Origin of the sequence: Pseudomonas monsensis, from assembly GCF_014268495.2 — a bacterium.
Lineage (GTDB): Bacteria > Pseudomonadota > Gammaproteobacteria > Pseudomonadales > Pseudomonadaceae > Aquipseudomonas > Aquipseudomonas monsensis.
The window spans coordinates 6,053,788-6,067,834 of sequence record NZ_CP077087.1 but is presented as its reverse complement, the minus strand read 5'-3'; the positions used below and the strand labels follow the sequence as shown (position 1 = coordinate 6,067,834).

Annotated in this window: 13 protein-coding genes and 1 pseudogene; 10 read left to right on the top strand and 4 right to left on the bottom strand. The window is 61.3% G+C overall.

Translation table 11 applies throughout. From position 1 onward, the window contains the following. The first annotated feature begins 214 nt into the window (after window positions 1-214). The 7 genes from glyA to fdhA all read left to right on the top strand — a co-directional run bounded on the left by glyA (window position 215) and on the right by fdhA (window position 9,417). Window positions 215-1,468, top strand: coding sequence for a serine hydroxymethyltransferase (glyA, locus tag HV782_RS26885; RefSeq protein WP_186746490.1), 1,254 nt, complete (start codon window positions 215-217; stop codon window positions 1,466-1,468). Between the two features lie 20 nt (window positions 1,469-1,488). Further along, window positions 1,489-2,739, top strand: coding sequence for a sarcosine oxidase subunit beta (locus HV782_RS26880; RefSeq protein ID WP_003206307.1), 1,251 nt, complete (start codon window positions 1,489-1,491; stop codon window positions 2,737-2,739). 14 nt (window positions 2,740-2,753) lie between these two features. After that, a complete protein-coding gene (locus HV782_RS26875; protein ID WP_008086922.1) occupies window positions 2,754-3,083 on the top strand; it encodes a sarcosine oxidase subunit delta in 330 nt (109 codons plus the stop codon). After that, window positions 3,080-6,097 carry a sarcosine oxidase subunit alpha gene (locus HV782_RS26870; RefSeq protein WP_123469378.1) on the top strand — a complete coding sequence of 1,006 codons (3,018 nt, stop codon included), beginning with the start codon at window positions 3,080-3,082 and terminating at the stop codon, window positions 6,095-6,097. The genes HV782_RS26875 and HV782_RS26870 overlap by 4 nt, the downstream gene beginning before the upstream one ends. A 181-nt stretch (window positions 6,098-6,278) precedes the next feature. Beyond that, complete coding sequence (locus tag HV782_RS26865; RefSeq protein WP_186746493.1) at window positions 6,279-6,911, top strand: sarcosine oxidase subunit gamma; 633 nt, start codon at window positions 6,279-6,281, stop codon at window positions 6,909-6,911. A gap of 248 nt (window positions 6,912-7,159) precedes the next feature. After that, entirely contained in the window at window positions 7,160-8,017 is an 858-nt protein-coding gene (gene purU, locus HV782_RS26860; protein WP_064589552.1) for a formyltetrahydrofolate deformylase, read from the top strand. 200 nt (window positions 8,018-8,217) lie between these two features. Then, a complete protein-coding gene (fdhA, locus tag HV782_RS26855) occupies window positions 8,218-9,417 on the top strand; it encodes a formaldehyde dehydrogenase, glutathione-independent (protein WP_064589551.1) in 1,200 nt (399 codons plus the stop codon). A 49-nt stretch (window positions 9,418-9,466) separates the two neighbouring features. Here fdhA and HV782_RS26850 read toward each other — a convergent pair whose 3' ends face one another. After that, window positions 9,467-9,787: a hypothetical protein gene (locus HV782_RS26850; protein WP_189655870.1), complete on the bottom strand. Its 321-nt coding sequence runs from the start codon at window positions 9,785-9,787 to the stop codon at window positions 9,467-9,469. A 173-nt stretch (window positions 9,788-9,960) separates the two neighbouring features. Between HV782_RS26850 and HV782_RS29110 the strand changes: the two are divergent. Next, window positions 9,961-10,044 (top strand): annotated as a pseudogene (locus HV782_RS29110) (hypothetical protein); the annotation flags it as partial. Between the two features lie 255 nt (window positions 10,045-10,299). On the opposite strand, the gene HV782_RS26845 reads toward HV782_RS29110, so the two are convergent. Both HV782_RS26845 and HV782_RS26840 read right to left on the bottom strand, forming a co-directional pair. Beyond that, the gene (locus HV782_RS26845; RefSeq protein ID WP_128613981.1) at window positions 10,300-10,974 is read right to left on the bottom strand and encodes an anti-sigma factor; all 675 of its coding nucleotides are present in this window, start codon (window positions 10,972-10,974) and stop codon (window positions 10,300-10,302) included. After that, a complete protein-coding gene (locus HV782_RS26840) occupies window positions 10,971-11,606 on the bottom strand; it encodes a sigma-70 family RNA polymerase sigma factor (protein WP_186746495.1) in 636 nt (211 codons plus the stop codon). The genes HV782_RS26845 and HV782_RS26840 overlap by 4 nt, the downstream gene beginning before the upstream one ends. Before the next feature lie 147 nt (window positions 11,607-11,753). On the opposite strand from HV782_RS26840, the gene HV782_RS26835 reads away from it, so the two are divergent. Next, window positions 11,754-12,311 (top strand): DUF2780 domain-containing protein, encoded by a 558-nt coding sequence (locus HV782_RS26835; RefSeq protein ID WP_123469370.1) that lies wholly within the window; start codon window positions 11,754-11,756, stop codon window positions 12,309-12,311. Here the strand turns inward: HV782_RS26835 and yihG are convergent, their stop codons facing one another. Beyond that, on the bottom strand, window positions 12,312-13,199 hold the full coding sequence (gene yihG / locus HV782_RS26830; protein WP_186746497.1) for a 1-acylglycerol-3-phosphate O-acyltransferase, YihG family: 888 nt from the start codon (window positions 13,197-13,199) through the stop codon (window positions 12,312-12,314). 307 nt (window positions 13,200-13,506) lie between these two features. Here yihG and rloA2 point away from each other — a divergent pair, with 307 nt between their 5' ends. Continuing rightward, window positions 13,507-14,010, top strand: coding sequence for a retropepsin-like aspartic peptidase RloA2 (gene rloA2 / locus HV782_RS26825; protein ID WP_095189559.1), 504 nt, complete (start codon window positions 13,507-13,509; stop codon window positions 14,008-14,010). Window positions 14,011-14,047: the final 37 nt, after the last annotated feature.

The following is a 14,047-nucleotide window of genomic DNA, read 5'->3' as shown; positions in this document are numbered from 1 at the left end:
TCGCGAGCAAGCTCGCTCCCACAGGGTTCTTCGTCATATTGAGGATTGTGTTTGTCAGGGCATTTCGAGCCATGTCGTAAACGCACCTTTGCGTGGCGTCCGTAGGCATTTGAGCTGTCTGCGCCGGTCATACCATCGGCATCAAAGGGCACTGCCGTGATTGCCGGTGCCTTACCGAGACGAATGGCGCACAGATGCCGCTGGGAGAGACGCGATGTTCAGCAAGCAAGACCAGATCCAGGGTTACGACGATGCACTGCTGGCGGCGATGAATGCCGAGGAGCAACGTCAGGAAGATCACATCGAGCTGATCGCGTCAGAGAACTACACCAGCAAACGTGTCATGCAAGCCCAGGGCAGCGGTCTCACCAACAAGTACGCCGAAGGCTATCCGGGCAAGCGCTACTACGGCGGCTGCGAGCATGTGGATAAGGTCGAAGCGCTGGCCATCGAGCGCGCCAAGCAAGTGTTCGGCGCCGATTACGCCAACGTCCAGCCGCACTCCGGTTCGTCGGCCAACAGCGCCGTGTACCTGGCGCTGATCCAGCCGGGCGACACCATCCTCGGCATGAGCCTGGCCCACGGCGGTCACCTGACCCACGGCGCCAAAGTGTCGTCCTCGGGCAAGCTCTACAACGCTGTGCAGTACGGCATCAACACCGACACCGGGCTGATTGATTACGACGAAGTCGAGCGTCTGGCCATCGAGTGCAAGCCGAAGATGATCGTCGCCGGGTTCTCCGCGTACTCCAAGACCCTCGACTTCCCGCGCTTCCGGCAGATTGCTGACAAGGTCGGCGCGCTGCTGTTCGTCGACATGGCCCACGTCGCCGGTCTGGTCGCCGCCGGTCTGTACCCGAACCCGCTGCCGTACGCCGACGTGGTCACCACCACCACGCACAAAACCCTGCGCGGTCCGCGTGGCGGGCTGATCCTGGCCAAGTCCAACGAAGAAATCGAGAAGAAGCTCAACGCTGCGGTATTCCCAGGCGCCCAGGGCGGCCCGCTGATGCACGTGATCGCCGGTAAAGCGGTGTGCTTCAAGGAAGCACTGGAGCCAGGCTTCAAGGCCTATCAACAGCAAGTGATCGACAACGCCAAAGCGATGGCCAGCGTGTTTATCAAACGTGGCTACGATGTAGTGTCCGGCGGCACTGATAACCACCTGTTCCTGGTCAGCCTGATCCGCCAGGGCCTGACCGGCAAAGATGCGGACGCCGCCCTCGGCCGCGCCCACATCACCGTCAACAAGAACGCGGTGCCGAACGACCCGCAATCGCCGTTCGTGACCTCGGGCCTGCGCATCGGCACCCCGGCGGTCACCACGCGTGGCTTCAAGGTCGCCCAGTGCGAAGTGCTGGCCGGCTGGATCTGCGACATCCTCGACAACCTCGGTGACGCCGACGTTGAAGCGAATGTGGCCAAGAACGTCGCGGCACTGTGCGCCGACTACCCGGTTTATCGCTGAGCGGTTTGGAGTAAATGACTATGCAACGCTATTCGGGCTTCGGCCTCTTCAAACACTCCCTCAGCCACCACGAAAACTGGCAGCGCATGTGGCGCACGCCGACGCCGAAGAAAGTCTACGACGTGGTCATCGTCGGTGGCGGCGGGCACGGTCTGGCGACTGCCTATTACTTGGCGAAAGAGCACGGCATCACCAACGTGGCCGTGGTCGAGAAGGGCTGGCTGGGCGGCGGGAACACCGCGCGCAACACCACTATCGTTCGCTCCAACTACCTGTGGGACGAGTCGGCGCACCTCTACGAACACGCGATGAAATTGTGGGAAGGCCTGTCGCAGGACCTGAACTACAACGTGATGTTCTCCCAGCGCGGCGTCTACAACCTGTGCCACACCCTGCAGGACATCCGTGATTCCGAGCGTCGGGTCAGCGCCAACCGCCTCAACGGCGTCGACGGCGAGTTGCTCAATGCCAAGCAAGTCGCTGACGAGATCCCGTACCTCGACTGCTCGAAAAACACCCGCTACCCGGTGATGGGCGCGACCGTTCAGCGTCGTGGTGGCGTCGCTCGTCACGATGCCGTGGCCTGGGGCTTTGCCCGTGCCGCCGACGCCTTGGGCGTGGACTTGATCCAGCAGACCGAAGTGATCGGTTTCCGCAAGGAAAACGGCGTGTGCATCGGCGTTGAAACCAACAAGGGTTTCATCGGCGCCAAGCGCGTCGGTGTGGTGACTGCCGGTAACTCCGGGCACATGGCCAAGCTCGCCGGTTTCCGTCTGCCGATCGAGTCCCACCCGCTGCAAGCGCTGGTGTCCGAGCCGATCAAACCGATTATCGACAGCGTGATCATGTCCAACGCCGTACACGGTTACATCAGCCAGTCCGACAAGGGCGACCTGGTGATCGGCGCCGGTATCGACGGCTACAACGGCTACGGCCAGCGCGGTTCGTACCCGGTGATCGAGCACACCATCCAGGCCATCGTCGAGATGTTCCCGGTGCTGTCGCGGGTGCGCATGAACCGCCAGTGGGGCGGCATCGTCGACACCACGCCGGACGCTTGCCCGATCATTTCGAAAACCCCGGTGCCGAACATGTTCTTCAACTGCGGTTGGGGCACCGGCGGCTTCAAGGCCACACCTGGCTCGGGCAACGTGTTTGCCGCCAGTCTGGCCAAGGGTGAAATGCACCCGTTGGCCGCCCCGTTTTCCATCGACCGTTTCCACAACGGCGCTCTTATCGACGAACACGGCGCTGCTGCCGTCGCCCACTAACAGGAGAAATCCCCATGTTGCATATCTTCTGTCCTCACTGCGGCGAACTGCGCTCCGAAGAGGAATTCCACGCATCCGGCCAGGCGCACATTCCGCGCCCACTGGATCCTGCCGCCTGCACTGATGAAGAGTGGGGCGACTACATGTTCTTCCGCGATAACCCGCGTGGTCTGCACCACGAACTGTGGGATCACGTCGCCGGTTGCCGCCAGTACTTCAACGTCACCCGCGACACCGTGACCTACGAGATTCTCGAAACCTACAAGATCGGCACCAAGCCGCAATTCACCGACAAGGCTGATTCGGCGAAAACAGCCACGACGGCGCTGGGAGAGAAGGTATGAGCCAGACCAATCGCCTGTCCAACGGTGGACGGATCGACCGCAACAAAGTGCTGAGCTTCACCTTCAACGGCCAGACTTATAAAGGCTTCGAGGGCGACTCGCTGGCCTCGGCGCTGATCGCCAATGGCGTCGACATCATCGGTCGCAGCTTCAAGTATTCACGGCCACGCGGGATCTTCGCCGCCGGTGCCGAAGAGCCGAACGCCGTGCTGCAGATCGGTGCCACCGAAGCCACGCAAATTCCCAACGTGCGCGCCACGCAACAGGCGTTGTACCAAGGCCTGGTCGCCACCAGCACCAACGGCTGGCCGAGCGTCAACAACGACATGATGGGGATTCTCGGCAAGGTCGGCGGCAAGCTGATGCCGCCGGGTTTCTACTACAAAACCTTCATGTACCCGCAATCGTTCTGGATGACTTACGAGAAGTACATTCGCAAGGCCGCCGGCCTGGGCCGTTCGCCGACTGAAGTTGATCCGGACACCTACGACTACATGAACCAGCACTGCGACGTGCTGATTGTCGGCGCCGGCCCTGCCGGTCTCGCCGCGGCCCTGGCCGCCGCACGCAGCGGTGCCCGGGTGATTCTCGCCGATGAGCAGGAAGAGTTCGGCGGCAGCCTGCTCGATTCCCGCGAGAGCCTCGACGGCAAACCGGCGATCGAGTGGGTGGCCAGTGTTATCGCTGAATTGAAGAACACCCCCGACGTGCTGCTGTTGCCGCGCGCCACGGTCAACGGCTACCACGACCACAACTTCCTGACCATTCACGAACGCCTCACCGACCACCTCGGTGACCGTGCGCCGATCGGTCAGGTGCGTCAGCGCATCCACCGCGTTCGCGCCAAACGTGTGGTGCTGGCGACCGGCGCTCACGAGCGGCCACTGGTCTACGGCAACAACGACGTGCCGGGCAACATGCTCGCCGGCGCGGTCTCGACTTACGTGCGCCGTTACGGCGTGGCACCGGGCAAGAAGCTGGTGCTGACCACCAACAATGATCACGCTTACCGCGTCGCTCTGGACTGGCTCGACGCCAGCCTGCAAGTGGTGGCCATCGCCGATGCGCGCAGCAACCCGCGTGGTGCGCTGGTGGAAGAAGCCCGTGCCAAAGGCATCCGCATCCTCACCGGCAGCGCCGTGATCGAGGCCCGTGGCAGCAAGCGCGTGACCGCTGCCCGCGTGGCGGCGATCGACGTTAAAGCGCACACCGTGACCAGCCCGGGCGAATGGCTCGACTGCGACGTGATCGCCAGTTCCGGCGGTTACAGCCCGGTTGTGCACTTGGCTTCGCACCTCGGTGGCAAGCCGATCTGGCGTGAAGACATCCTCGGTTTCGTACCGGGCGAAGCACCGCAGAAGCGTGTGTGCGTCGGCGGCATCAACGGCGTGTATGGCCTCGGCGATTCGCTGGCCGACGGCTTCGAAGGTGGCGTGCGCGCTGCGGCCGAAGCCGGGTTCCAGACTGTCGAAGGCGTGCTGCCCAAAGCCCTGAGCCGTGTTGAAGAACCGACCCTGGCGCTGTTCCAGGTGCCGCACGAGAAGGGCACCGCGCGCGCGCCGAAGCAATTCGTCGACCTGCAGAACGACGTCACCGCCGCCGCCATCGAACTGGCGACCCGCGAAGGTTTCGAGTCGGTCGAACACGTCAAACGTTATACCGCGCTGGGCTTCGGCACCGATCAGGGCAAGCTTGGCAACGTCAACGGCCTGGCGATTGCCGCCCGTTCGCTGAACGTGACCATCCCGCAGATGGGCACCACGATGTTCCGTCCGAACTACACGCCGGTCACCTTCGGCGCCGTGGCCGGTCGTCACTGTGGGCACATCTTCGAACCGGTGCGCTATACCGCGCTGCATGCCTGGCATGTGAAGAACGGTGCCGAATTTGAAGACGTTGGTCAGTGGAAGCGTCCATGGTATTTCCCGAAAAACGGTGAAGACCTGCACGCCGCTGTGAAGCGCGAATGCAAAGCCGTACGCGACAGCGTCGGCCTGCTCGACGCCTCGACCCTGGGCAAGATCGACATCCAGGGCCCGGATGCCCGCGAGTTCCTCAACCGCGTGTACACCAACGCCTGGACCAAACTCGACGTGGGCAAGGCCCGTTATGGCCTGATGTGCAAAGAAGACGGCATGGTCTTCGATGACGGTGTAACGGCGTGCCTGGCGGACAACCATTTCGTCATGACCACCACCACCGGCGGCGCGGCGCGCGTACTGCAATGGCTGGAGCTGTACCACCAGACCGAATGGCCGGACATGAAGGTCTACTTCACCTCCGTCACCGACCACTGGGCGACCATGACCCTGTCCGGACCGAACAGCCGCAAGCTGCTCAGCGCCGTGACCGACATTGATCTGAGCAACGAAGCGTTCCCGTTCATGACCTGGAAAGAAGGTCTGGTCGGCGGCGTGCCGGCGCGGGTGTTCCGTATCTCGTTCACCGGTGAGCTGTCGTACGAAGTCAACGTCCAGGCCGACTACGCGATGGGCGTGCTGGAGAAAATCGTCGAGGCCGGCAAGCAGTACAACCTGACCCCGTATGGCACTGAAACCATGCACGTGCTGCGGGCGGAGAAGGGTTTCATCATCGTCGGTCAGGACACTGACGGCTCGATGACCCCGGACGACCTGAACATGGGCTGGTGTGTGGGTCGCACCAAACCGTTCTCGTGGATCGGCCAGCGTGGGATGAACCGTGAAGACTGCGTGCGTGATCAGCGCAAACAACTGGTGGGCCTGAAGCCGATTGATCCCAACGTCTGGCTGCCGGAAGGTGCGCAACTGGTGTTCAACACCAAGCAGGCGATCCCGATGACCATGGTCGGCCACGTGACCTCCAGCTACGCGCACAACTCCCTCGGCTATTCGTTTGCCATGGGCGTGGTCAAGGGTGGTCTGAAGCGCATGGGTGAGCGGGTGTTTGCACCGCTGGCCGATGGCAGCGTGATCGAGGCGGAGATTGTTTCTTCGGTGTTCTTCGATCCGAAGGGTGATCGGCAGAACATCTGATGCTCTCGAATCCTGTGGGGTGGCGGATATCGCCTTCGCGAGCAAGCTCGCTCCCACAGGTTTCGGGTTGTTAATGGGATTTGTGTCAGGCATCAGTCCAGTGTGGGAGCGAGCTTGCTCGCGAAGGCGGAGTAACAGCCACCACAGGGGCCGGAACCAACAGAATTGATATAGGTGCTTTATGACCACAGCCAACGTGTACCAACAACGCCCGACCACCGGTGCCCGTGCCGAGTCGTCGCTGCACCATGCCGACCTCGCCAGCCTGGTTGGCAAGGGTCGCAAGAATGCCGGCGTCACCTTGCGTGAAAAGAAACTCCTCGGCCACCTGACCATCCGTGGCGATGGCCACGATGCAGCCTTCGCCGCTGGTGTGCACAAGGCCTTGGGCATCGAATTGCCCGGCGCCCTGAGCGTGATCGTCAAAGGCGAATCCAGCCTGCAATGGATGGGGCCGGACGAGTGGCTGTTGATCGTGCCGAGCGGTGAAGAATTCGTCGCCGAGCAGAAACTGCGTGAAGCGCTGGGTGATCTGCACATCGCGATCGTCAACGTCAGCGGCGGCCAGCAAGTGCTCGAACTGAGCGGGCCGAACGTGCGTCAGGTGCTGATGAAATCCACCAGCTACGACGTGCACCCGAACAACTTCCCGGTCGGTAAAGCGGTCGGCACGGTGTTCGCCAAGTCGCAGCTGATGATCCGCCACACCGCTGAAGACACCTGGGAGCTGCTGATCCGTCGCAGCTTTTCGGATTATTGGTGGTTGTGGTTGCAGGATGCATCGGCTGAGTACGGGTTGAGCGTTCAGGCTTGAAGTGAATTGCGTTGAGCGTGCTTGCGTGTAGGGCTGGAGATTTTTTCCCCCTCACCCCAGCCCTCTCCCCCAAGGGGGAGAGGGGAAAGGGAGCCGATCTCGGGTGTTTTTGCGATCTGTATTCACCCGCGAGATTCCAGGTCGATGTAACTCGGCAGACACTTAGGTCAGTCCCCTCTCCCTCCGGGAGAGGGCCAGGGTGAGGGGGAAACCTGACACCCCGCACAAAGAACAGGAGTCACCGCACCATGAGCCGCGCCCCAGACACATGGATTCTGACCGCCGACTGCCCCAGCGTCCTCGGCACTGTGGACGCGGTGACGCGTTTTCTGTTCGAGCAGGGTTGCTACGTTACCGAGCACCACTCGTTCGATGACCGCCTCTCCGGCCGTTTCTTCATTCGCGTGGAATTCCGTCAGCCCGACGGTTTCGACGAACAGTCCTTCCGCGCCGGCTTAGCCGAGCGTGGTCAGGCCTTTGGCATGGTCTTCGAACTGACCGCGCCAAACTACCGGCCCAAAGTGGTGATCATGGTCTCCAAGGCCGATCACTGCCTCAACGACTTGCTCTACCGGCAGCGCATCGGCCAGTTGTCGATGGACGTCGCGGCGGTGGTGTCCAACCATCCGGACCTCAAGCCGCTGGCCGACTGGCACCAGATTCCCTACTACCATTTCCCCCTCGACCCCAACGACAAGCCGTCGCAGGAGCGTCAGGTGTGGCAGGTGATCGAAGAGTCCGGTGCCGAGCTGGTTATCCTTGCCCGCTACATGCAGGTGTTGTCGCCGGAGCTGTGCCGCAAGCTCGATGGCAAGGCGATCAATATTCACCACTCGCTGCTGCCGGGGTTCAAGGGCGCCAAGCCGTATCACCAGGCCTACAACAAAGGCGTGAAACTGGTGGGCGCCACGGCGCATTACATCAACAACGACCTCGACGAGGGACCGATCATCGCCCAGGGCGTCGAGGCGGTGGATCACAGTCATTACCCTGAGGACTTGATTGCCAAGGGGCGGGATATCGAGGGCCTGACCCTGGCGCGGGCCGTTGGGTATCACATCGAAAGAAGGGTGTTTCTCAACGCCAATCGCACGGTCGTTCTCTAGATCGCTTTCGCTGGCAAGCCAGCTCCCACAGAGGTTTGTGTCGTATACAAAATCTGAATCCAACCCGAATCCTGTGGGAGCTGGCTCGCCAGCGATGAGGCCATATCAGGCAACACAACAATCAGCATCTGTACCCGAGCACTTAACGCGCTGCCTGCCTGGGCAACGCGGTTCCATAAAAACAACAGCGAGGTGAAAGCATGTCTGGCAATCGTGGTGTGGTGTATCTCGGCGCTGGCAAGGTCGAAGTACAGAAAATCGACTATCCGAAAATGCAGGACCCGCGCGGTCGCAAGATCGAGCACGGGGTCATTCTCAAAGTGGTTTCCACCAACATTTGTGGCTCCGACCAGCACATGGTGCGCGGCCGTACCACGGCGCAGACCGGTCTGGTGCTGGGCCACGAAATCACCGGCGAAGTGATCGAAAAGGGTTCCGACGTCGAGAACCTGAAAATCGGCGACCTGGTTTCCGTACCGTTCAACGTGGCTTGCGGGCGCTGCCGTTCCTGCAAGGAGCAACACACCGGCGTCTGCCTGACCGTCAACCCGGCCCGTGCCGGCGGCGCTTACGGTTACGTCGACATGGGCGACTGGACCGGTGGCCAGGCCGAGTACGTGTTGGTGCCGTACGCCGACTTCAACCTGCTGAAACTGCCGGATCGCGACAAGGCCATGGAGAAAATCCGCGACCTGACCTGCCTCTCCGACATCCTCCCGACCGGCTACCACGGTGCCGTCACCGCTGGCGTTGGTCCGGGCAGCACCGTTTACATCGCGGGCGCCGGCCCGGTCGGCCTGGCCGCTGCCGCCTCGGCGCGCTTGCTGGGTGCGGCGGTGGTGATCATCGGCGACGTCAACACCATCCGTCTGGCCCACGCCAAGGCGCAGGGTTTTGAAGTGGTCGACCTGTCGCAAGACACGCCACTGCACGAACAGATCGCTGCACTGCTGGGCGAGCCGGAAGTCGATTGCGCGGTGGACTGTGTGGGCTTCGAAGCCCGCGGCCACGGCCACGACGGGGTGAAAGCCGAAGCCCCGGCCACCGTGCTCAACTCGCTGATGGGCGTGGTGCGTGTGGCGGGCAAGATCGGTATCCCGGGCCTGTACGTCACCGAAGATCCGGGTGCCGTGGACGCCGCCGCGAAAATGGGCAGCCTGAGCATCCGCTTCGGCCTCGGCTGGGCAAAATCCCACAGCTTCCACACCGGCCAGACCCCGGTGATGAAGTACAACCGCCAACTGATGCAGGCGATCATGTGGGATCGCATTAACATCGCCGAAGTGGTGGGTGTGCAGGTGATCAGCCTCGACCAGGCGCCGGAAGGTTACGGCGAGTTCGATGCGGGCGTGCCGAAGAAGTTTGTGATTGATCCGCACAAGTTGTTTAGTGCGGCGTAAGTTTCACCGTGTATAAAAGGGCAATCCGGTGGATTGCCCTTTTTATTCCTTACTTTTTCTTCTCTTTGAATGCGCATTTGCTGGCGTCACCGCCAGCCGTTACACAGTCATCATTTTTCCAATCGCTTCCGGTAGCTTTAACCGGGGTGCCGTTCCTGTAACCGGCCGAGACGCCCAGGTCATTTTTGCCTTCGTACCGGCAGATGACCACCGAATCGGCAGTGTTTTTGTCTTTGAGGCGTGCAGACACGAAGGTAAGATCTTCGCCGTCTTGAGAGTGACTCACCGAGATTGTCGGGCAAGTAGCGGCATAGGCGGTGCTCATCATGGCCAGGGTCATCAGGACACCCGTGACAATTTTCAGCTTCATTATTTGTACTCCGTTACATAAATAGGAGCCGTAATGTTCCCGTGGACGATGGTTGTTGCCTACTGTCAGGTCTGACAGGTTTATAGTTTGCTTTGGAATATAAGTTCGCATTGTTAAGCAATTAGATGAACTAAAACACCGCAGCCTTCGGCTGCTCCTGCACAACCCCTGTAGCATCGGAAGGGTATGGCGAGTTCGATGCTGGCGTGCCGAAGAAGTTTGTGATTGATCCGCATAAGTTGTTCAGTGCGGCGTAAGGCTTGAGCGCAATACAAAACGGCGACCTCGGGGTCGCCGTTTTTTGTTGCAAGCCCAGGTCAAAAGCTACCCTCACCCCAGCCCTCTCCCGGAGGGAGAGGGGGCCGACCGAGGGATGCTCACAATTTACGCCGACCTGAAAATACCGCTGTGAATCCATAATCGGCTCGGTATTTCAGGTCGATAAAACTCGAGAGAACACCACGGTCAGTCCCCTCTCCCTCTGGGAGAGGCCCAGGGTGAGGGGCTTTGCTTTACAGCGCTGCCAAAGCACCCTGATAAAGCACCGGTCCAGTCGGCTGTCCGGTCGGTGAACCCCCTTTAGGTTCCAGACTGACCGCCAAAGCAATCGGTTTGCCGATCAAGGCTTTCTGCGCCTCGTTCAACTCAACCTTGCCTTTGCCTCCCGCCGGGATCACACCCAGCGAAATCGGCTTGCCATCCGCCGGAATCGCCCACAGCTCAAGGCTGCGGCCCGGATCGACTGCCGCCAATGTCAGCGGCTCGACTTGCAGATAATCCGCATGCGCCTCGACCTTCAACGCCGGTTGCGCATTGGCGGTCAGCAGGGTGGCGCGGTAGCGGGCGTCGTCGCGGTTGTACAGGGAGCCGAGGAAGACCAGCACCACGATTGAACACAGTGCAGCGGTGACGCGCAGCCAGTTCCAGAACGGCCGCTTCTCGGGAACATGCAGCACTTGCGGTTCGATGCGCGCGGTGATGCCTTGCCACACGCGCTCCGGCACCGGAACTTGCGGCAGCGTTTCGGTGAGGCTGGCGAGGTTTTCCTGCCAATGCGCCAGTTCGACCCTTAATGCCGCGTCGTCCAGCAGCAATTGCTCGAAGCGTCGACGCGCCGCCGGTGCCATCAGGCCGATGGCGTAATCGGCAGCGAGGGCGCGGCGCAGGGCTGGGGTCTGGTAGTTCATGATTCAAGGCACCTGCGCAGACGTTCCAGGCCACGGCGAATCCACGATTTCACCGAACCCAGCGGCGCGGCCAGGTGTTCGGCCAGTTCCGAGCAGGACAGGCCCTGAAAGTAAGCCACCGTGATCGACTGGCGTTGCTGGCCGTCGAGGGTGTCCAGGCAGCGGTGCAGCGCGTTGGCTTCCCGGCTGCTGTTCAACAGTTCATGCGCCGAAGGGCCTTCGTCGGCGAGGCTGTCCTGTTCGACATCGGTCAGTGGCCGGTCGTGATGTTTGCGCAATTGGTCGATGGCCTGATTGCGGGTGATGTTGATCATCCAGGTCATCGGCGCCGACAAATGGGCCTGGTAGCGCGAGGCGTTGTTCCAGATGCGCACGAAGCTTTCCTGCAGCACTTCCTCGGCCAGATCGGTGCGGCCCATAAAACGCAGGGCCACGCCGTGCAGGCGCGGGCCGACGCTGCGATAAAGGGTTTCGAAGGCACGCCGGTCACCCAGTGAGCACTGGGCCAACAGCTGGCGCAACTGATCGGTGTCGGCGGTGGAAATGACGTTTCTCCAGGCAATGGTCGCACGACGAGGTCTGATCTCGAGCTGTTCACAGGCTAGTTCAGCAACAGCGCTTGTGCCATTCATGACAGGTGTCCGCGGTTTCACGTTTTATATACGTGGCTATCCTGAAAATGGATGCGTCGGCGAGGAACATGCCGGCCGAAACCCGGTCAAACCGGCAGTTTTGCCGCCCATTGAAGGGCGGTTACCACAGCGCAAGAGGATGTCTGAATGAAGATTTCACGCGGTATTGCCTTGGCTTCACTGATGACCCTTGCAGCGAGCCCGGTGTTCGCCGGTTTCAGCCTGGACGACGTGACCAAGGCGGCTTCAAGCATGCAGGGCGGCAACGCTGCCACCGCCGCCGCGCCGACTTCGGAAACCGCCGGTCTGTTGCAAGCCGTCACCGGTCTGGGGGTCACGCCGCAACAAGCCGTGGGTGGCACTAGCGCGATGCTGGGCCTGGCCAAGAACCAATTGAGCAGCGCCGATTATTCGCAGTTGGCCAAAGAAGTGCCGGGCATCGACAAGCTGTCGGGCGGTGGCGGCAATCTGGCGGCGTTGAGCGGTTTGCTCGGTCAGTCCGGCAAATCCGCTGGCCTGGAAAATGCGCTGGGCAACGTCAAGGACACCAATGACCTGAACAACGCCTTCGGCGCACTGGGCATGGACAGCGGCATGGTCGGCCAGTTTGCGCCGGTACTGCTCAAGTACCTGGGTGATCAAGGCGTCGGCGGCCCTCTGCTGCAAAGCCTGGGCAGCATCTGGGGCGCCGGCACCGGTAGCTGATCAGCCGCGCTCGCCGCGCAGTTCGGCAATGCGCTGGTCTTTCTCGGTCCAGAGCTGGTTGACCCAGTTCTGGACCGTCTGGCGAAACGCCGGATCATTCTCGTAATCGCCCTGCCACAACGCCGGGTCGAGTTCGCGGGTCTTGATATCGACGATCACCCGCGGCACGTTGCCGCTGATCAAATCCCAGAAGCCCGGGATGTTCGCCTGTGGATAAACCACTGTCACATCGAGCATCGCATCCAGCTGTTCACCCATCGCCGCCAGTACAAACGCCACGCCGCCGGCCTTGGGCTTGAGCAAGTGGTTGAACGGCGACTGTTGCTGCGCACTTTTCGCCGCGGTGTAGCGGGTACCTTCCAGATAATTCACCACGGTCACCGGCTGGCGCTTGAACAGCTCGCAGGCCTGCCGGGTGATCTCCAGATCCTTGCCGGCCAGTTCCGGGTGTTTGGCCAGAAAGGCCTTGGTGTAGCGCTTCATGAACGGGTAATCCAGCGCCCACCACGCCAGCCCCAGGAACGGCACCCAGATCAGCTCCTTCTTGAGGAAGAACTTGAAGAACGGCGTGCGCCGGTTGAGGGTCTGGATCAGTGCCGGAATGTCGACCCACGACTGGTGGTTGCTGACCACCAGATAGGAGGTGTCACCGCGCAGGTTTTCGCCGCCGCGAATATCCCATCGGGTGGGGATGCACAGGCGGAAAATCAGCTTGTCGATCTCGGCCCAGGTCTCGGCGATCCACATCACCACCCCCGACGCATAGTCACGCCAGCGCCCGGGCGCCACCAGTTTGAGCAGGGCAAAGACCATCAACGGCCCGATCAGGATCAGGGTGTTGAGCAACAGCAGCAGGGTGACGAAACAGCCGGTGAGCAGGCGGCGCATAGGCAACTCTATGACGTTGGATGGGCGCGCCATGATAAGTGGCTTCGGACGACAGGCCAAATCGCGGGTGACAAATGTTTCACTTTTGGCTGGGTATGCTTGGGCCAGATATTGTGTTGAACGGGCTGGCCGCATCGCTGGCAAGCCAGCTCCCACAGGTTTATCGGGTGTGCGCAAGAATTACATTCGCTGAAGCTCCTTGTGGGCGCTGGCTTGCCAGCGATGCGGTCTCAGCGGCGAACGAATTGCTTGCTGGCTGTCTAAAATCTCGCGTCTGACGCCCTCATTTTCCAAGGAAGCCCTCTACGTGAAATCCCTCCTTGCACTGTTTGCCCTCGTCGCCCTGCCGGTCATGGCCGCCGAGCCGACCCTGTACGGGCGTTATGAATACATCGCGCTGCCGGAAATCGGCGGCGAAGTGCTCAAGGCCAAGATGGACACCGGAGCACTGACCGCATCGCTGTCGGCCAAGGACATCGAAACCTTCACCCGCGATGGCGATGAATGGGTGCGCTTCCGCCTCGGCACCAAGGACGCCAGCAACAAGGTCTACGAACACAAAGTGGCGCGGATCAGCAAGATCAAAAGCCGTTCCGATGAAGAAGACGAGGGCGACAGCACCGAAGTCGCCAAGCGCCCGGTGGTCGATCTGGAGCTGTGCCTGGGCAACGTCAAGCGCACCGTTGAGGTCAACCTGACCGACCGCAGCAACTTCAACTACCCGCTGCTGATCGGTGCCAAGGCCCTGCGCGAATTTGGCGCAGCGGTAAACCCGGCGCGGCGCTTCACGGCGGACAAGCCAGACTGCTGAGCCAAGTGGTCTCATTGACGTAACGTCAGGCTTGGGG

Excerpts from the sequence above, each read along its gene's own strand:
- glyA (WP_186746490.1), top strand. The coding sequence starts at position 215 with ATGTTCAGCAAGCAAGACCAGATCCAGGGTTACGACGATGCACTGCTG.
- HV782_RS26880 (WP_003206307.1), top strand. The coding sequence starts at position 1,489 with ATGCAACGCTATTCGGGCTTCGGCCTCTTCAAACACTCCCTCAGCCAC.
- HV782_RS26875 (WP_008086922.1), top strand. The coding sequence starts at position 2,754 with ATGTTGCATATCTTCTGTCCTCACTGCGGCGAACTGCGCTCCGAAGAG.
- HV782_RS26870 (WP_123469378.1), top strand. The coding sequence starts at position 3,080 with ATGAGCCAGACCAATCGCCTGTCCAACGGTGGACGGATCGACCGCAAC.
- HV782_RS26865 (WP_186746493.1), top strand. The coding sequence starts at position 6,279 with ATGACCACAGCCAACGTGTACCAACAACGCCCGACCACCGGTGCCCGT.
- purU (WP_064589552.1), top strand. The coding sequence starts at position 7,160 with ATGAGCCGCGCCCCAGACACATGGATTCTGACCGCCGACTGCCCCAGC.
- fdhA (WP_064589551.1), top strand. The coding sequence starts at position 8,218 with ATGTCTGGCAATCGTGGTGTGGTGTATCTCGGCGCTGGCAAGGTCGAA.
- HV782_RS26850 (WP_189655870.1), bottom strand. The coding sequence starts at position 9,787 with ATGAAGCTGAAAATTGTCACGGGTGTCCTGATGACCCTGGCCATGATG.
- HV782_RS26845 (WP_128613981.1), bottom strand. The coding sequence starts at position 10,974 with ATGAACTACCAGACCCCAGCCCTGCGCCGCGCCCTCGCTGCCGATTAC.
- HV782_RS26840 (WP_186746495.1), bottom strand. The coding sequence starts at position 11,606 with ATGAATGGCACAAGCGCTGTTGCTGAACTAGCCTGTGAACAGCTCGAG.
- HV782_RS26835 (WP_123469370.1), top strand. The coding sequence starts at position 11,754 with ATGAAGATTTCACGCGGTATTGCCTTGGCTTCACTGATGACCCTTGCA.
- yihG (WP_186746497.1), bottom strand. The coding sequence starts at position 13,199 with ATGCGCCGCCTGCTCACCGGCTGTTTCGTCACCCTGCTGCTGTTGCTC.